A 19429-nucleotide genomic window follows, 5' to 3' on the forward strand; every position below is an offset into this window, starting at 1 on the left:
GCCGACCGAAATTAAAATTATTAGTTTTTACAGAATTTATTGTACGAAGAAATACAAATCATGAATCAATCAAACCCAAGATCCCTGCTCCTTTTATCAGCAATGTGGATTTTTTTGGCAGTCGGATGTCAAAACCCTGACACCAAATCCACTGAAGAAAATGTGAGCACTGCTTCCTCCGATGATTTATTAAAAGCTTATGTTCAAGCTCCCTCACCGGATTTTAGTTTTGAAATTGTTCATTCTGTCCCTGGAGAAAACTCTGATTTTCATGTGCTGAAAATGTATTCACAGCGATGGCTTGCGGATAGTATCGTGGACGAAACCTTGTGGTGGCATTGGGTTTCGATAATCGTACCAAAAAACAGTCCCTATCAAACAGGAATGATGTGGATAGGCGGAGGGAGCCGAGACACTGAAATGCCTGAAAAGCCATCCCCTCTACTGGAAGCCGCTGCAGCCCAGACCAACTCCATTGTTGCTGAAATCCACAATGTTCCTTTTCAACCGTTGACCTTTGCGAATGATGAATTTGGAGAGCGCTATGAAGATGCAATCATCGCCTATGGTTGGCGAAAATTCCTGGAAGGAGGGGCAAAGGATGAAGATGCGATTTGGTTAGCCAGATTCCCCATGACCAAAGCTGTGAAGTTGGCTATGGATGCCGTTCAGCAGGTAGCCAAAGAAAATTATAATAAAGACCTGAAGAACTTCTTTGTGGCTGGCGCTTCGAAGCGAGGTTGGACCACGTGGACTACTGCGGCTACGGATGATCGGGTGATTGCCATGGCGCCAGTAGTAATTGATTTGTTGAATATTGAGCCGTCATTCATGCACCATTGGCGAAACTATGGCTTTTGGGCTCCAGCGGTGACTGATTATGTGCGGGAAGGTGTCATGAACTGGATGGGAACCCCTGAATTTGACAGAATGCTGGAACTTACCGAACCTTATTCCTTTGTCGATGAACTGGATATCCCAAAACTTCTGATAAACGCCGCAGGGGATCAATTTTTCCAACCCGATAGCTGGGAGTTTTACTGGAATGACCTGAAAGGTGAAAAGCATATTCAATACGTTCCAAACTTTGGGCACGATTTAAGTGAATCCGATGCTTTACCCAATTTGATTTCCTTTTATAATTCTGTTTTGGAAAACACCGCTAGACCAGACTACAGCTGGAACGTGGAAGGAAACACAATCCATGTGAAGGTAAATCCTGAAAAAATGCCTATTTCCGTCAAATTATGGTCTGCCTACAACCCACTTGCCCGGGACTTCAGAGTGGATGAATTTGGCCCGAATTGGGTAGCAGAAGAAATTCCTATGCCTGCCAGCGGAGAACTTTCAGTGAACATGCAAGAGCCTGAAGAAGGATTCCGAGGCTACTTTGTTGAATTGACATTTGCAGGAGAAACTCCTCTAAAAGTGACATCCGGAATAGAAATTCTACCTACCGACTATCCTTATGAGCCTTTTGAACCACAGCGGGTTGAAGCTGCAGTAAACTAAACTCAGATGAAATGAAGGCACGCTGGAAATTATTGGCACTCGGTATTTTAATTTCATTTAATACAACCATGGCCCAATCTCAGATAAACTACGACGAAAGTAAGGTTCCACCCCTACATCTGCCTTCTCTATTCATCAGTGAAAAAGGTGAAATCATCACATCAAAAGAGGACTGGGAAAATATCCGAAAACCAGAGATTTTCAGGCTTTTCAAAGGTGAGGTTTATGGTCAAATCCCAAAAGATTTAGATGAAGTAAGTTTTGAAGTTTCCAAAATCCCAAATCATCAATTTGACTCAATCGCGTATCTAGAGGAGGTTGATATTAAAATCATGCGAGGTGAAAAAAGTCACACCATGAGACTGAATGTATTTTTACCCAAAAACATCAATGGACCTTTTCCCATCATTTTGCTCATCAACCATCGTCAAAAATCAGAAGACGGTTCTTTGGCAGAAAAAGGCTATTGGCCCGTGGCAGAATTGATTCAAAGAGGATTTGCAACAGCCTCTTTTCACGCAGAGACCGTAGCACCTGATGATAAAGTAAGGTTTACCGAAGGAGTCTTGACTAATCTTTACCCTGAGCAATTGGATCAAAAAGATGGACTCAAAGCCCTTGGTGCATGGGGATGGGGAGCCATGAGAGCTATGGATTATTTTGAGCAGCATAAAACTATCAATGCGGAAAAATCTGTTTTGGTAGGACATTCCCGGTCTGGAAAATCTGCCCTTTGGACATCTGCTAACGACCCTCGCTGGGCGATCACTTATGCAAACGAATCGGGTTGTGGCGGAGCAGCTCTTTCAAAAAGAAAATTTGGGGAAACAGTTGAAGTCATCAATAAAAACTTCCCACATTGGTTTGCCGAAAATTTCAAAAAATACAATGGCTCTGAAGACTCATTACCTCTCGATCAGCACATGCTTCCAGCTTTGATTGCCCCAAGAGCTGTCTATTTTGCAAGCTCCAAAGATGATCAATGGGCAGATCCCAAAGGTGAATATCTCAGCTTGCAGATAGGAAGTCAGGTATTTTCTCAAATTTATGACCAAGAGAGTCCATTTAAAACTTCATTTGAAGAACTCAAAGGCCCTATCCATTCCGAAAATCTAGGATATCACATTAGGGAAGGAGAACATGGCCTTACTTGGGAGGATTGGAGTATTTTCCTGGAGTTTGTCAAAAAAGCCTTTTACCATTTTAGATAACTATCACGAAAAGATCAGACCTTTTTCCCTCTCAAATTCAAAAAAGCTTTCATATACCATTTAAATTATAAAATTTTAGAATTTGAGCAGGAGCAATTATCTTAAGAATTCAATCAAAATGACTCTTAAACCCTAATAACATTACTAATGAAAAAACCCGAAAATCCCAATTCTGGACAATCCAGAAGAGAGTTCATAAAGAATGCAGCCATTGCATCTTCCTTTTTTATTGTACCACGAAATGTCCTTGGAGGTGTAGGCTTCATAGCTCCATCTGATCAACTCGTGCTTGCAGCAATTGGCGCAGGAGGAAAAGGCGCAAGCGACATTGAGCTAGCCTCTGTAGGAGGGAGAGAGCGGGTAGCCGCACTTTGTGACGTTGATTTTTCCGGTTCAGCCAAGCGGTCTGTCGAGCGATTCCCAAGCGCCAAACTGTATGCTGATTACCGTGAGATGTTAGACAAAGAAAAAGACATCGATGCAGTAACTATTTCAACTCCTGACCATGTCCATGGTCCTGCTGCTAAATACGCAATGGAACGAGGCAAGCACGTCTATGTCCAAAAACCAATGACCCATAATATTTGGGAAGCTCGAATGCTGACCGAAATGGCCCGTTCCCAGAAAGTAGTCACTCAAATGGGAAACCAAGGTGGTTCAAACCCGCTCTTGAAGTTGGTTCAGCAATGGATTGACGAAGATCGAATCGGCCCCGTTTCCAAAGTTCAAATCTGGACCAACCGCCCTGTATGGCCTCAAGGAGGCGCCTTCCCAAAAGCTGATCCAAGCTCCAAACCAGATGCCCTTGAGTGGGACCTTTGGTTAGGACCTGCTCCTGAAATTCCATTTACCCCAAACCTCCACCCATTCAACTGGAGAGGATGGTGGGATTATGGAACGGGAGCTCTGGGAGATGTGGGCTGCCACTTGATTGACATCCCATTCCGAACTTTAGGTCTTCATTATCCAAAAGATGCAGAATGTAGTGTAGGATCTGTCTTCAGTCAAATGTGGACTCCGGATTACCACCCGGAAGGTTGTCCAGCATCCTCCTTCATCACTTTGCATTTTGATGCGACTACCAAGAGCAAGTCCCCTATCGAAATGACTTGGATGGATGGCGGTATCCGACCTTCTCATCCGGACATCATTCCGGCGAATGACGATATCGGTGGAGCTAATTCTGCCAATGGAGTTTTGATCATCGGAGAAAAAGGAATTATTTCTACCAATATCAATGACTCTTCACCGCTCATGCCAAAACTCTATCTAAATGATGGAACGAAAGAAGAAGGCCCACAAAGTGAGGAAGGATTTGAGCGTGAATACGGACATCAGCGACTTTGGGTAGAAGCTTGCAAGGCTGGATTCAACTCACCGGAACATCAAGGTTTAACTTCCTCCTTTGATTATGCTGGCCCTATGACGGAAACGGTATTGATGGGAAATCTTGCTATTCGAAGCTACATGCTTCGTCGTGAGAATAGCAGAGGTCAACAAGAGTTCTTTGCACGGAAAAAACTCCTTTGGGATGGTGAAAACATGCGAATCACCAACCTGGAAGAAGCCAACCAATTTGTAGGTAGACAATACCGACAAGGATTTGAGGTTTAGGGCTATTTTGTTGAATTAAAAGTGGAAATGATCATGCGATTACCGTATGATCATTTCTTTTTTCAGGGCTTAGGATTAATTTTCAAGAAATTAAAAATCTATGAAAGCCCTTTTGGTAGAGGAGTTCAAAAAAAGCCCGAGAATCGCATCCGTTGCTGATCCAGAATGTCCGGAGGACGGCGTAATTCTAAAAGTCAAAGCGACGGGATTATGCCGTAGTGACTGGCATGGCTGGATGGGACATGATTCAGACATTCATTTGCCCCATGTCCCCGGACATGAATTCGCAGGAGAAATCGTGGAGCTTGGGATAGCTGTGAAAAATTGGAAAATCGGTGACCGGGTGACCGTTCCTTTTGTCTGCGCTTGTGGGACCTGCCCCACTTGCCAAAGTGGAAATCAGCAAATCTGTGACAATCAATTTCAGCCGGGGTTTACCCATTGGGGTTCCTTTGCCGAATATGTGGCCGTTTTCCGGGCAGATATCAATTTGGTTGCCTTACCCGATTCCGTAGGTTTTGAAGCTGCTGCCAGTTTAGGCTGTCGATTTGCCACTTCCTTTCGTGGTATTGTTTCTCAGGGTCAAGTCAAAGGTGGGGAATGGGTTGCCATTCATGGCTGCGGTGGTGTTGGCCTTTCGGCTATTATGATTGCATCCGCTTTGGGAGCTCAGGTAATCGCCGTGGATATTTCCGAAGAAAAATTAAAACTGGCCAAAGCTGCAGGAGCAACTTTTTTGCTAAATGGGCTAACTGGTGATATTCCTTCGCAAATTCTGGAACTCGCCAAAGGTGGCGTACATGTATCAATGGATGCGCTGGGAAGTCGAGTTACTTGCTACAATTCCATTGCAAGCTTGCGAAAAAGGGGGAAACATATTCAGGTAGGATTGATGGCTGGGTCCGAAGCGAATCCTCCTATCCCCATGCATCTGGTTATTGCCAAGGAATTGGAGATTCTCGGAAGCCATGGCATGCAAGCTTTCGCATATCAAGAGTTGATGCAAATGATTTTGCAGGGTAAATTGAATCCGGAAAAATTGATTGGGAAGAGCATAAGTCTGGAAGAGGCTGCTATTGAACTTCCTCGAATGGATGAATTTCGTGACTCAGGCATGTCTATGATTAATCGATTTTAACCAAAAAAGAAAAGCACAATGAGCAGAAAAAAACGTTGGTTTATTCAATCAGTATCCGGTTTGCTTTTGACCGGAACCGGGCTCTCCATGTGTATTGACGCAGGATTGAACAAGCTAGCTGGAGATCCTTGGTTTTGGTACGGAACCATAGGATTAATCGTTTTTCAAGGTGGATTAAGTTTAGTAATTGATGGGGTAAGATTTCGCTCCTCGAATTAATCTTTTTTTGAAAAATTTAGTCTAACTAGCATAAAACATCTATCCCCCAGCAAATCTTAAAACTATGTTGAAAAAAATCACGATCGGAATTGTTTTGGTTTTGATTGCCATTCAATTCATTCCGGCAGAAAAGAACGAGTCTAACGATCAGACCTTTGACATTAGCAAAAGCTATGACTTGCCTGATCAAGTAGCCACTATCATGAAAGGAGCTTGCAACGATTGCCATACGAATCTGACACGCTATCCATGGTATTCGAATATTCAGCCAGTAAAATATTTTTTGGCAGACCATGTGAATGATGGTAAAAGGCATTTGAACTTTTCCGAATTCACCAATCTTCCTCTTGCTGTGCAAAACCACAAGTTTGAAGAAGTAATAGAAATGGTAGAAGAGAAAGAAATGCCTTTGGAGTCCTACACTTATTTTGGACTTCATCCTGAGGCAAATCTAAGTGGGGAGGAAAGAGCGCTACTTATTAATTGGGCGAAAGAGCAAATGGCCTACATAGCGGCTACTTATCCTGCCGACAGTTTGGTGATGAAGCGAAGAACGCCTCCTAGTCAATAAAAGAAGAAAAATGGCCCAAATCCAATGGGTCATTTTTATTTTAAGCCTATGAAAAAAATTAAAGAGGATGAAGTCCGCTGGGGAATCTTGGGTGTTGGCGATGTCTGCGAAGTCAAATCGGCACCTGCTATGAATTTGGTGCCCCACAGTCGATTGGTAGCCGTCATGCGAAGAAATGAGGAAAAAGTGAAAGACTATGCCCAACGTCATGGAATTCCCAAATGGTACACCGACGCAAAATCTTTAATTGAGGATCCCGAGGTCAATGCTATTTATATTGCTACACCTCCCTACATGCATCTCCCCTATACAGAAATGGCAGCGCAAGCAGGAAAGCCTGTATATGTAGAAAAACCGATGGCGCGAACCTATGCAGAATGCCAGGCTATGGTTGAAGTCTGCGAGAAAGCCCAAGTTCCGCTATATGTAGCCTATTATCGAAGAGCCCTTCCCCATTTTGTTAAAATCAAAGAACTCTTAAATAAAGGTGAAATCGGAATCATTCGATCAGTTCATATCCAAATGCGACAAGAGGCCGAGCCTGAAATAATCGCCAAACTGGAAAACAATTGGCGGGTAATTCCTGAGATCGCAGGAGGAGGGTATTTTTATGATTTGGCCTCCCATCAACTGGATTTGCTTCAATTCTTTTTTGGGAAAATTACGCAGGCTCATGGCTTTTGTACCAACCAAGCCAACTTATATCCGGCAGAAGATATGGTTGCAGGAAGTTATGTCTTCGAAAATGGTGTCTTGGGAACGGGAAATTGGTGTTTCACAAGTGCCAAAGAAACGCAAGTTGATCGGATTACCATTGAAGGCAATAAGGGACAGATTTCATTTGAAACTTTTGGAAAGGGTGAATTTACCCTGCTTCGTGACGGAGAGGAACCCAAACATTTTCACCTTGAATTACCCAAACATATCCAACAGCCCCTGATTCAAAAAATCGTTGATGACCTATTGGGAAAAGACACCGCTCCAAGTACAGGAGTAAGTGCCGCCCGGACCAATTGGGCCTTGGAAAAACTGACTCAAGAGAAGGTTTAGAAAAATTTTAAGAAAAAATTAAGAAAAATGAATACACCCAAAATCAAGGCTTTTCCGTTAAGTTTTTAGCGTAATAGATTATCCCTTTCTAGATTTTTTAGAATCGTTATTATTTAATTAATTAAATTTTTTATTAAAGTTAAGATAAAAACAGTTTTATTTTTTATTTATAAAAACATACATCCAAACCTTTATTGATTTTTTTACGAATAAAAACTCACAATCAGATTGATTTTCATGAAGGTTTGAAAATTGGCTTGATTTTGGATTTAGTATGCATGCATCCTTTTCTAGAAAAATTGCATCTAGAAATTAGAAGCAACCACTAAACCTGCCCCAATTATTTGTCAACCTAAACCAACACACCATGAAAACTTCACTTCACATCCGATGGATCACTGGCCTGATGATGGGTATTTTCTCCCTGAGTCTTTTGGCCTCCACTCCTAGCAAAGCCGAGGTACACTACGGCGTTTCCTTTCAGGTATTTTATGATGAATTGATGCCTTATGGAGACTGGGTTCGCGATGCGCGATATGGCTTTATCTGGCTACCGGCTGTAGGTCCGGACTTCCACCCTTACGCCACCAACGGGCATTGGGCTATGACGGAGTTTGGTAATACCTGGGTTTCCTACTATGACTGGGGTTGGGCTCCTTTCCACTATGGCCGCTGGTATTACGATGACTTCTATCAAAGCTGGGCCTGGATTCCTGGCTATGATTGGGGACCAGCGTGGGTAAGTTGGAGAACAGGTGGTGGATACTATGGATGGGCTCCCTTGGGACCAAGAATCTCGATAAGCGTACGAATAGGAATTCCTAGCCTCCATTGGGTTTTCCTTCCTCAAGGAAGAATCTATGACCGTTACGCTTGGAGATATTATGCACCTCACCGAACAAAAATCAAGATTATCAATAGAACGACTGTGATTAACAATACCATTGTATACAACAACAATACCTACATAGCAGGACCGAGCAGTCGGGAAATCCGACGGGTAACCGGAAGAAATGTACCGGTCTATCGATTGGAAAATAGTACGAGACCAGGCCGAGTTGCTGTATCCAACAACCGAGTAAGCATGTACCGACCTGACCTGCAATCCAGCAGAAGCAGAAAAGCAGAAGCCAGACCTTCTCGAGTACTGGAATCCAATGAAGCCAGAAATAGAAGATCTGAAAGTGCTACAAGTCCAAGCAGAACTCGAAGCTTGGAAAATACCTCTAGCAATAGATCGGCTAGCCCATCGGTAAGAAGTAATTCTCGAGTGGACCGATCCAGCCCGTCCTCTTCACGAGGTACTGGAACTAGCGGAAGGCAAGTATCTCCTAGATCGAGTCAAAGCAAGACCTTCGAAACGAGACCCTATGAAGCTCCAAAGCAAAATAACCGCAGTGGCCGGGTGGAACAAAGCTCAAGAAATCGCGAAGGAAGCGTTCGGTCAAGCAGTCCATCGCGAAGCAATGGCTCCTCTTCAGGAAGGGTTCAGGAACCTTCGCGAAGTTCAACGGTAAAAAAGGGAAGTACCCAAAGCAGAGGAAGATCTGTTCAGTCTTCTCCTAGTCGATCAAATACACGAGTTCAGGCTCCAAGCAAAAGCAAAAGCAGGGCTCAGGCTCCTTCTCGTAGCAGTTCTCGAGTACAGTCATCGAGCAAAAGTAATTCTAGAGTAGCTACTCCTAGCCGAAGCAGCTCTAGTCAAAAAAGCAGCTCTAGATCTTCGAGTAGTTCAAGAGGAAACTCCAGAAACAATTGATACAAAAACTCAACAATAGAAAGCCATCTCAAATAATGAGGTGGCTTTTTTTATGGTCTCTGAACAAAAAGGGGGATACCGAAATTTCGATTCATTTCCCTATCTTAAAGTCAAAACCACCAAATCATGAAGAAATATATCTTTTTGGTTTTGACTCTTCTAGTTTTTGAAGCTTCAGGCCAAGTCAACTTTGATCAAAATCTCCCCATTAAATACCGAAATATCGGCCCCTATCGGGGAGGCCGCTCGGTCACTGCCACCGGAGTCGTCAATGATCCTTTGACTTACTATTTCGGAACGACCGGAGGAGGACTTTGGAAAACCGGCGATGCCGGACAGCATTGGGAAAATATTTCGGATGGATTTTTTACCACAGGTTCAGTGGGTGCGGTGGCAGTAGCCGAAAGCAATCCCAACATCGTCTATGTGGGTATGGGTGAACACGCACCACGAGGAGTCATGACCTCTTACGGCGACGGAGTTTTTAAGTCCACCGATGCCGGAAAAACCTGGAAAAAACTGGGGTTGGAGAAAACCCAGCACATTTCCAGAATCCAGATTCACCCAAGTAATCCTGACATTGTCTATGTAGCAGCACAGGGAGCTTTGTATGCTCCCAATGAAGAAAGAGGTGTCTACAAATCTACGGACGGAGGCGAGACTTGGGAAAAAGTCCTTTTTGTGGACAATATGACTGGAGCTGTGGAGCTTAGCATGGATATGAATTTCCCTGAAATCCTTTATGCCGCCATGTGGGAACACCAGCGTTTTCCTTGGCAAGTGAAGTCAGGCGGTCCGGGTTCGGGCATGTACAAATCCACAGACTCAGGTAAGACCTGGAAGAAAATCGAGAATGGCCTTCCTAAGGAAAAAGGGAAAATGGCGGTGTCAGTTTCCCGAGCTAATTCCAATAAGGTTTATGCTCTGATCGAAAGTGATACTTACAAAGATTTGGGCGGTTTATTTGTTTCCAATGATGCGGGAAAAAGCTGGACTTTGACCAACAAAGACAATCGACTGACCCAGCGGGCTTGGTATTACATCGAAGTCTTTGCTGATCCGAATGATGAAAACACAGTATGGGTGCAAAGTGCTCCGATGCTGAAGTCCTTTGACGGAGGAAAGACTTTCGAGGCCATTGACGGAGCACATGGAGATTACCACGATCTCTGGATCAACCCAAAGAACTCCAAAAACATGATTTTGGCAGACGATGGAGGAGGCTCCATCACTTTCAACGGGGGCCAAACCTGGTCCACGCAAAACAACATGCCGACGGCCCAATTTTACCGAATCAACACCGATAATCAGTTTCCATACCGAATCTATGGAGGACAGCAGGACAATACTTCCGTCGTAATTTCCAGCATGGCTTTAGGTCGGGGCGGAATCGGAGAAGAGCATTGGAACTACTCCGCAGGTGGGGAATCTGCCTTCTTGGCCTTTGACCCAGATGATCCGAGATATGTCTTGGGAGGAAGCTATCAGGGAACCATCGAGGTGTTAGATATGCAGACGCAGGGCTCAACCAACATCATGGCCGCACCAATTCAATACCTCGGAATGAGCGCGAAGGACATGAAATACCGCTTCAACTGGAATGCGCCGATCATTTGGTCTCAGCACGAACCAAACACCTTTTATCATGGAGCTCAGGTTTTGTTGAAAACTCAGGACTGGGGAAAAACCTGGACAGAAGTATCTCCCGATCTCACTCGAAATGAAAAAGAAAAGCAAGGGACTCCGGGTGTACCCTTTACAAATGAAGCTGTAGGCGCTGAAAACTATGGAACTTTAGCCTATGTGATCGAAAGCCCACATGAAGCCGGGGTGATTTGGACAGGAAGCGATGACGGTTTGGTGCATTTGACTCGGGACAATGGAAAAACCTGGACCAATGTGACTCCAAAAGGCTTGCAGGAAACCTTGGTGAACGCCATCGACGTTTCTCCCCACGATCCGGCTACGGCTTACATTGCTACCACGCGCTACAAGTTCAACGATTATACCCCGGCGATCTACAAAACCACCGACTACGGTATGACCTGGACTAATATCTCCAAGGGAATTCCTTATGGAGCCTTTACCCGAGTAGTACGTGAGGATACGGAGAAAAAAGGGTTACTTTTCGCAGGAACTGAGCAAGGCATGTATATCTCTCGGGACGGTGGATCGAATTGGAATTCCTTCCAACTCAACCTCCCAGTCACACCAATTACGGATCTGAAGGTTGCACACAATGACTTGATTGTGGCGACTTCAGGACGCTCTTTTTGGATTCTAGACGAACTGAATGTAGTCCGGGAAGTGAAAGAAAAAGTGGATCAAATCACGCTCTACACCCCGGAAGATGCCCTTTTAGGCAATTGGTACTCCAGCATGAACGGAGGAAATTTGGATGATTTTTCAGGAACACATCCTTTTCAGGGCTTGAATCCAGCGAGTGGTATGGTCATTCATTATTCCCTTCCTGAATCTGTCACTGATTCTACGGAGGCGGTCTTAGAGATAATGGATGCGCAAGGGAACTTGGTTCGGAAAATATCTTCCAAGCGGGATCCCGAAGCTAAATCCTGGGCCGGCGGACCTCCTTTGGAACCAACAATTTCCACCCGAAAAGGCCTAAATCGATTTGTATGGGATCTCCGCTACCCTACCCTTCCGGGCATAGAGAATGTCTACATCGAGTCCAGCTATCGGGGGCATAAGGCAATTCCAGGTACTTATACCTTGAGGATGACTGTAGATGGAAAAACTTCCGAAGCCCAAGCTGAAATAAAGGATATCCCTGCCTATAATCTGACTACAGCCGACTATCAAGCCTACCATGCCTGGATGAGCCAACTGGAATCCGAAGTCAAGACCATGCATGATCTGATCAACACCGCCAAAGATTACCAAGATCAACTGGCGGAGCTCCTAATAAGACTGGAAGGAAAGACAGAGTATGCTGCCCTGAAAACTGAAGGAGAAAAACTACTAAAAGAACTCAAGGCTTGGGATGAGGATATGGTGCAGCGCCGATCTACGGCTTACGATGACGTCGAGAACTTCCCGAATAAGTTCACCGCCAACTTCCTCTTTATGATGAACCATGGCGAAAGCTCTATCCCACGAATCAACGAAGGCACCAAGTCCGAATACGCCCGATTAATGGAGAAGTGGAAACCACTCAAAGCCGAAGGAGAGCGATTGATTCAGACCGCCATTCCAGCATTTAATGAGTTGGCGAAGGAAAAGGGCGTGGGGGTTTTGTTTGTGGAGCGATTAAGGTTTTAACCAATTGCATTCCGATAATTATCGGGATGGTTGGGATAGCTGGTTGGGATTTGCAATCCCAACCAGCTCTTAATTTACGTTCATAGGTATTGGCTAAGAGACTTCCCCTAGTGAACCATAATTTATGCCTAGATCAATTAGAATTATTAATTAGAGTAGAATAAAAACTTCAGTTGAGCGATTTTAAATAGATTCAAGTTAAATTGAGTTATGAAATCAAACCAAGGAGTAAGACAAAAATGGATTGAGGCGGCTTATTCTGAGTTTTCACTATCGGGGCCAGACTTTAGTCTGAAAGCCCTTTCTGAAAAAAGTAAACTACCTAGAGCATCCCTTTACTATCATTTTGCCTCTAAAGAGGAGTTACTAGAAGAACTGTTGTTCCTTCATCAAGAAAATATCAACAAGTACCACTCTCATATAGAGGAAAATGTCAAGAGTCTGATTCCGGATCTGTATAAGGCTGTTTATTCGCATAAAGAGGGAATCCTTTTTCATCGTCAATTACTGTTGCACCCGGAGAAAGATGAATTTTATACACTTTATAGGAGTGCTAATGAAAAGTCATTCGCAATTCTTCTACCTCATATAAAGCGTCTTTTTGATTCAAGCGGTTCGAATGAGGAATTTATCCAATTCTACCATACCCTGACGGATGCCTGGTATATCCGCTTAGATCCAAATAACTTTTCTGTTGAAAGCATGATTGCCTTGGCTATGAAAATCATGGAAAATACACTTGGCCTCTTCTCGGGATCAATTAGCCCAAAAAATAATTAGAAGTCCCCTCTTTATCTTTTTAAAATTATTTACCCTAGATTTTTAAAAAGTTGAAATTCTCTTCTGGACAACCCTGTCTAAGAAACTTTCCTTTACTCTTTTTATTTTGATGATTAACGGGAAAGAACCCCTATTCTTATATTTTAAATATAATACCCAGTCAGATGAAAAAATTATATTTCATTGTTTTTGGATTAATCAGTTTCATAGTTAGCTGTCAGGCCCCTGAACAAAGCTCCTCGGAAAATTCCATTCCTTACCCGAATGAAGAATGGAAAGGAGTACAGGGAAAAACGCTAGCAGATTCTGAACCCTATTTTATTGGGCCACCCAAAGCACCCGAAGGCGCTCCCAATGTTTTGATCATCATGCTGGACGATGCAGGATACTCCAATGCCAGTTCTTTTGGCGGGGTCATTCAAACCCCGACCTTTGACCGAATAGGTGATGAAGGCATCCGTTATACCCATTTTTCAGTGGCAGCAGTATGTTCACCAACTCGAGCTTCATTATTAACCGGTTATAATATTCATCAAATAGGGACAGGCATCATCTCAGAATTTGCAACCGGTTATCCAGGTTACAATTCACAAATCGATTACACTACCCCTTCTATCGCGAAAATCCTAAGCGAAAATGGCTATGCGACCGCAGCTTTTGGAAAATGGCATAATACTCCCATGGAGGAGGCTTCCCCTGCCGGACCCTATGAAAGTTGGCCAACAGGAATCTGGGGATTTGACTATTTCTGGGGGTTTTTGGGCGGAGAAACGAATCAATTTCATCCACTCCTTTATGAAAATACTACCGCCATAGAAACACCCAAAACTAATGCAGATGGATCCACCTTCCACCTTTCCCATGGGATGGCGGATCAGGCAATCAAATGGCTGGACAATTGGAAAGGGCTAAGAGACGATCCTTTTTTTATGTATTACACTCCAGGTGCGGTTCATGCACCGATTCAAGTACCTAAAGAGTGGCGAGATAAATATAAAGGCCAGTTTGACGAAGGCTGGCATGTGTATCGTGAGCAACTATTGGAGCGTCAGAAAAAATTGGGACTAGTTCCTGAAAATGCAAAGTTGGTGGATTGGCCCGAAAATATTCCAACCTGGGATTCTTTTAGTGAAGAAGGAAAAGCTTATTTAGCTCGTCAGATGGAGGTCAATGCGGCATTTCTAGAGCATGTTGATTATCATGCAGGACGTGTAATCGAACATCTGGAGGAGCTAGGTGAGTTGGACAACACCTTAGTGATCTATCTGACTGCTGACAATGGAAATACTGCCGAAGGAACCCCTACAGGCACTTTTTCTGAGTTGCTTTTTCAAAATGGCTTTCCTCCATTGACTATGGAACAACAATTAGAGAAGCTTGAAGAGTTTGGAGGCATTGACGCCTGGGGAGGACCACATTTAGCCAATCATTATTCGGTTGGTTGGTCTTACGCAGGTTCAACTCCTTATCAATGGACGAAACAAATTGCTTCTCATTTTGGTGGAACCATGTCTGCAACTGCTATTCGCTACCCAAAAGCAATAAAAGCCAAAGGCGAATGGCGAAGACAATTTCAGAATGTCACGGATCTCGTTCCTACCATTTTAGAAGTGACTGGCGTACCTACTCCTGACTACGTAAATGGTCAGAAAAGAAAAGAATACCCAGGCAAATCCCTGACCTATGCTTGGAATGATCCTGATGCCAAAACCAATCACCCTACCCAATATTTTGAGATGACTGGATTCTTGGGTATTTATCATGAGGGCTGGACACTTAGCGGAAAACCTTACCGTGTACCTTGGTCTGTGGACCCCGAAGCCTTAAAGAATTTTGATCCCCTAAATACCAAATGGGAATTGTATAACGTCAATGAAGACCCTATACAATCAGTGAATCTGGCTGATAAATACCCAGAAAAAGTAAAAGAATTGGAGGAGATTTTCTGGAAAGAAGCAGAAAAGTATGATGTATACCCTATCGGAGGTTCTTTGGGTAGAACTCTACAACCCGAATCCAATCCTCAGCGGGCTGCCAAGAAACACTGGGAACTTACCCCAAATGTCTACCGAGTTCCTGAACTGGCAGGACCGGAAATCAAGTCTACCAATTACGAGATCAATGCCTATATGACGACCACGAATAAAACAGAAGGGGTAATCTATGCGGTGGGAGAAAGACTGGGTGGACAAGTCCTATTTATAAAGGACGGTAAGCTGAGATATAGCTACTCCACACTAGGTTTGTATTGGCATGACTTTGATGGAAATGTGAAAATTCCGGAAGGGGAAGTCAAAATTACCTTGAAGCACACCATGAAAGAAGCCCGGTTAAATGGTCCTTCCTTGGTTGAGCTCTTCATCAATGATCAAAAAGTGGGTGAAATGGATATTATTGCCACAGTCTATGCGGCCTTCACAGGTCACGAGACATTTGATATAGGAAGAGATGAAGGCATGCCTGTCAATGAGGAATATGAACATTTAGGAAAGTTTCCTTTTTCAAATGGTCAATTACACAAGGTGGTATTTGATATTGAGTAAGTTCAGTCCATTCAATTATGTAGAAACTGATAGATCATAGAAACCATTAAAAAAACAGGAGGACCAAAACCCTCCTGTTTTTTATTTTCAGAAAGGATACCAAATTCAATCAATTCAAAAAGAAAATTACTCCTCAAAACCTTCTTTTTGTCAAAGGAACTATCTTCTCAAGGTCCTAAACCCCATTCTTTAAATTTTTTAATTTAACTTATAGGATCACAACCAAACCCAAAAAACCTATGCAAATAGCCATTCATAATTGGATGCGAGCGGAAACGCTGGAGAGTACTTTAAAACGTATTTCTTCCCTTGGATATACCCACCTAGAAATTCAGGGCGCACCCGAAATGTATGACAATCAACAAGTAAAAGAACTTCTTGAAAAATATGGAATCCAATGCTGGGGTTCGGTAACGCTGATGTTGGAGGAACGAAATCTCCTCGCCAAAGACCCCGACCAACGCAAACGATCCATAGAATATGTTTTAAACCTTGCGCAAATGGTCAAGGACTTGGGCGGAAAGGTCATCTCCCTTGTCCCGGCTACGGTTGGAAAAATTGTCCCCGATGCAAGACCTGAAGAAGAATGGGAATGGGCTGTGGAAGGAGTAAAAGAAATTTATGCCTTTACTGAGGCGAATGGATTAACAATTGGAATTGAGCCGATCAATCGTTTTGAAACTTACTTTATCAATCGCGGTGATCAAGCTCTAGCGCTTGCAGAAGCAGTGGGACCTAATTGTGGGGTTTGCTTGGATACCTTTCACATGAATATTGAAGAAGTGGATCTATTCGCCACTATGAAGCGAATTGGTTCTCGCTTGGTGAATTTCCATGTGGCAGATAATAACCGCATGGCTCCTGGTATGGGCAAACTGGACTGGCCCCGCATTATGAATACTTTGGCGGAGATTGGCTATGATAAGGTACTATCCGTTGAGTTTTGCCCTCCCATTGATCGGACACCAGCCAACCCCTATCCAAACTCCATCGACGAAGCGCCGGAAGGTTTGAGCGATGAACAGCTGAAGTTTTTGCAAGACCATGGAAGTACCGCAGTCACCGAGGAGTTTTATACCATGCTGACCCAAAAATCCATTAACCAACTCAAGCCTTTCCTCAAATGAAAATCGCCAATATAGAGGCCTATTGGCTTCGATGCCCCATTCCTAAGGAAAAACAACACCGATCGGATTACGGCTTATTGACCAATTTTGACATGACCTTGGTCGTAGTCACTACGGACACGGGACTTCAGGGATTTGGTGAGGCAAAAGCCGCTGTAGGTTCCTCAGGTTCTTGTGCAAGTATCGTAAGCTGTATCGAACATGAGTTAAAACCCATTCTTATCGGTCAAGATGCAAGAAACATTAGCCGGATTTGGGAGATTGTTTACAACGGAACGCGGGATCATTATGCACTTTCCAGGGGACGAAAATTTCCCATTTTAGGAAGAAGAGGATTGACTATTTCTGCTTTGAGCGGAATTGATACTGCCCTATGGGATATCAAGGGGAAAGCCTTGGGAGTTCCGGTTGTCGAGTTGCTTGGCGGAAGCTGTCGCGAAAAAATGCCTGCCTATGCTAGCGGTGGCTGGGCAAACGCAGAAAAAATCGGAGAACAATTGCTAGGATACACAGAGAAAGGTTTCTCCGGAGTAAAAATGCGGGTTGGCGTAATGGATGAGTCTGTTGGAGAAAGTATCAAAAGAGTAAAAGCTGCTCGGAAAGCGCTCCCTGACCATATCAAATTGATGACCGATGCCCACGGTACATTCAGTGTTCCTGAGGCCAAGCAATTCTGTCGAGGTGTAGAGGATTGCAATCTCTATTGGTTTGAAGAGCCAATTAGCCCGGATAATCGAATCGGAACCGCTGAAGTACGAAGGAGCACCTTCATCCCCATCGCAGCAGGAGAAAGTGAATACACGGCCTTTGATGTTCGGGATTTAATCGCCGAACAAGCCCTCGATGTGGTTCAACCGGATTGTGCCATCATTGGAGGAATCACAGAAGCTATGCGAGTTTCCCAATTGGCGCATACCTACCAGTTGGAATTGGCTCCACACTGTTGGGGATCGGCCTTTTCCTTCATGGCAGGGGTTTCGGTAGCCTTCGCCTCTCCTTCTGCCAATGTCATCGAGTTTTCCTTAGGAGGGAACCCGATGATGTACGAACTAGTAAAAGAAAAAATCTCTGTCGATCAAGATGGGATGATAAGCCAACCTGATCAACCTGGACTGGGATTAACCCCAAATTGGGATTTTGTAAACGAATTCAAACAATAAAATCATGGCTAAAGCAATACAAATCAATCACATCGCCCTGGTAGTCAGCAATCTGGAAGAAGCCTGCGAATTCTATGAAAAAGAATTGGGTATGGAACCTATCCCGGCCTTTTTGTTTGACTATCCTACCGCTTTCTTTAAAATCAATGAAGACCAACAATTGCACCTGACCGAATGGGAAGATGTGTATTCTTTCCGGGGACATATGTGCCTTCAGGTGGATGACATCAATTCTATTTATTGGAGAATGAAGGAATTGGGAGTCATAGATGTGAAACCTTGGGGCTATGTGCGCCAATTACCGGATGGCCCCATTCAGATGTTTGTCAGGGATCCTTCTGGGAATTTGATCGAACTTTCCTCTGCACCCGATGCCCAAATTGATCCAAAGATCTTCGAAGATGAACTCTTCAAACCGGGCATCTATGTCTCCGGTCGGAATGACTTCAGAGGTTATAAGTCCAAGGATGCCACCCTTTACCACAAGAATAAATGAAGCAAAAGATTTTGCTTTTGGAAACCTTGGCAGAGGAAGCCATGGAAATCCTACTTGCGGACCAGGATTATGAGATTATTCTTGCCCTAGATGAAGAAGTTCTTCAAAAAGAAATTACCGAAGGAAATATCCGAGCCATCATCACCAGAGGAAAGGGACAGGTTCGCGCATCCCTTATGGATCAAATTCCAAGTCTTCAGGTGATCGCACGCGCGGGGGTGGGTCTGGATAATATAGACGTAGGGGAAGCTACAAAAAGAAAAATCAAGGTTGTCAATGCTCCCAACAGTAATGCAAATACCATTGCAGAACATACCCTTGCATTGATGCTGAATTTGCAGCGCAACCTATATTCGGCTTTTACGATGGTGAAGGAAGGTCGATGGAAAGATCGTGGCACTTATGCCGGTGATGAACTTCATGGGAAGACCTTGGGAATTTTAGGGATGGGAAATATTGGAAAAAAAGTGGCCCGGATTGCAGAGGCTTTTGGAATGAATATTTGCTATTGGAGCGAAAGAGAGGAACCTGTTCCTTATCCCTTACGATCTTTCGAAGAGGTTCTTCAAACTTCAGATTTGGTCAGCCTGCACCTACCCCTGACCGATGAAACAGAACATTTAATCAATGAAAAAGCCTTTGTTCACATGAAGACAGGAGCGCTTTTGATTAATACCGCCCGGGGTAAAATCATTGACCAAAAAGCGCTTTTTGAGGCTTTAAAGTCAGGAAAACTAGGGGGATTTGCTGCTGATGTCTTAGAGGAGGAACCACCTGCAGAAGACAACCCCCTTCTGACACTTTCCAATACACTTATCACGGCCCATGTGGGGAGTCTCACAAAAACCACCTATACCCAGATGTGCACCATGACGGTCGAAAACACACTGGCTATTTTGGAAGGAAAAGAGCATTCCCACAATTGTATCTTCAATCGAAAAGACCTAGGAATTTAAACTTTCAAACCATA

At 43.9% G+C, this 19429-nt stretch carries 15 protein-coding genes; all 15 read left to right on the forward strand.

The genetic code is table 11. The features are described 5' to 3' along the window. Positions 1 to 60: 60 nt before the first annotated feature. The 15 genes from HWE15_RS00225 (at position 61) to HWE15_RS00295 (ending at position 19415) form a co-directional block, all read left to right on the forward strand. The gene (locus tag HWE15_RS00225; protein ID WP_290505483.1) at positions 61 to 1512 is read left to right on the forward strand and encodes a PhoPQ-activated pathogenicity-related family protein; all 1452 of its coding nucleotides are present in this window, start codon (positions 61 to 63) and stop codon (positions 1510 to 1512) included. An 11-nt stretch (positions 1513 to 1523) separates the two neighbouring features. Then, positions 1524 to 2723, forward strand: a complete 1200-nt coding sequence (locus tag HWE15_RS00230; RefSeq protein WP_290505484.1) for an acetylxylan esterase — start codon at positions 1524 to 1526, stop codon at positions 2721 to 2723. A gap of 147 nt (positions 2724 to 2870) precedes the next feature. Then, a complete protein-coding gene (locus HWE15_RS00235; protein WP_290505485.1) occupies positions 2871 to 4337 on the forward strand; it encodes a Gfo/Idh/MocA family oxidoreductase in 1467 nt (488 codons plus the stop codon). Positions 4338 to 4437: 100 nt separating this feature from the next. Further along, on the forward strand, positions 4438 to 5475 hold the full coding sequence (locus tag HWE15_RS00240; RefSeq protein ID WP_290505486.1) for a zinc-dependent alcohol dehydrogenase family protein: 1038 nt from the start codon (positions 4438 to 4440) through the stop codon (positions 5473 to 5475). Positions 5476 to 5493: 18 nt separating this feature from the next. Further along, positions 5494 to 5694 (forward strand): hypothetical protein, encoded by a 201-nt coding sequence (locus HWE15_RS00245; protein WP_290505487.1) that lies wholly within the window; start codon positions 5494 to 5496, stop codon positions 5692 to 5694. Positions 5695 to 5758: 64 nt separating this feature from the next. Next, the gene (locus tag HWE15_RS00250; protein ID WP_290505488.1) at positions 5759 to 6265 is read left to right on the forward strand and encodes a heme-binding domain-containing protein; all 507 of its coding nucleotides are present in this window, start codon (positions 5759 to 5761) and stop codon (positions 6263 to 6265) included. A 48-nt stretch (positions 6266 to 6313) separates the two neighbouring features. Further along, positions 6314 to 7315, forward strand: a complete 1002-nt coding sequence (locus HWE15_RS00255) for a Gfo/Idh/MocA family oxidoreductase (RefSeq protein ID WP_290505489.1) — start codon at positions 6314 to 6316, stop codon at positions 7313 to 7315. 367 nt (positions 7316 to 7682) lie between these two features. After that, positions 7683 to 9074, forward strand: a complete 1392-nt coding sequence (locus HWE15_RS00260) for a DUF6600 domain-containing protein (RefSeq protein WP_290505490.1) — start codon at positions 7683 to 7685, stop codon at positions 9072 to 9074. A 126-nt stretch (positions 9075 to 9200) separates the two neighbouring features. Continuing rightward, the gene (locus HWE15_RS00265; protein ID WP_290505491.1) at positions 9201 to 12353 is read left to right on the forward strand and encodes a glycosyl hydrolase; all 3153 of its coding nucleotides are present in this window, start codon (positions 9201 to 9203) and stop codon (positions 12351 to 12353) included. A gap of 210 nt (positions 12354 to 12563) precedes the next feature. Beyond that, on the forward strand, positions 12564 to 13133 hold the full coding sequence (locus HWE15_RS00270) for a TetR/AcrR family transcriptional regulator (RefSeq protein ID WP_290505492.1): 570 nt from the start codon (positions 12564 to 12566) through the stop codon (positions 13131 to 13133). A gap of 164 nt (positions 13134 to 13297) precedes the next feature. Next, the gene (locus tag HWE15_RS00275; RefSeq protein WP_290505493.1) at positions 13298 to 15676 is read left to right on the forward strand and encodes an arylsulfatase; all 2379 of its coding nucleotides are present in this window, start codon (positions 13298 to 13300) and stop codon (positions 15674 to 15676) included. A gap of 239 nt (positions 15677 to 15915) precedes the next feature. After that, a complete protein-coding gene (locus HWE15_RS00280; protein ID WP_290505494.1) occupies positions 15916 to 16803 on the forward strand; it encodes a sugar phosphate isomerase/epimerase in 888 nt (295 codons plus the stop codon). After that, positions 16800 to 17963, forward strand: coding sequence for a mandelate racemase/muconate lactonizing enzyme family protein (locus HWE15_RS00285; RefSeq protein ID WP_290505495.1), 1164 nt, complete (start codon positions 16800 to 16802; stop codon positions 17961 to 17963). The genes HWE15_RS00280 and HWE15_RS00285 overlap by 4 nt, the downstream gene beginning before the upstream one ends. A 4-nt stretch (positions 17964 to 17967) precedes the next feature. Further along, positions 17968 to 18459 carry a VOC family protein gene (locus HWE15_RS00290; protein WP_290505496.1) on the forward strand — a complete coding sequence of 164 codons (492 nt, stop codon included), beginning with the start codon at positions 17968 to 17970 and terminating at the stop codon, positions 18457 to 18459. Beyond that, positions 18456 to 19415, forward strand: coding sequence for a 2-hydroxyacid dehydrogenase (locus tag HWE15_RS00295; RefSeq protein WP_290505497.1), 960 nt, complete (start codon positions 18456 to 18458; stop codon positions 19413 to 19415). The genes HWE15_RS00290 and HWE15_RS00295 overlap by 4 nt, the downstream gene beginning before the upstream one ends. Positions 19416 to 19429: the final 14 nt, after the last annotated feature.

The organism is Algoriphagus sp., assembly GCF_013373065.1.
In the GTDB taxonomy this organism is placed as follows: domain Bacteria; phylum Bacteroidota; class Bacteroidia; order Cytophagales; family Cyclobacteriaceae; genus Algoriphagus.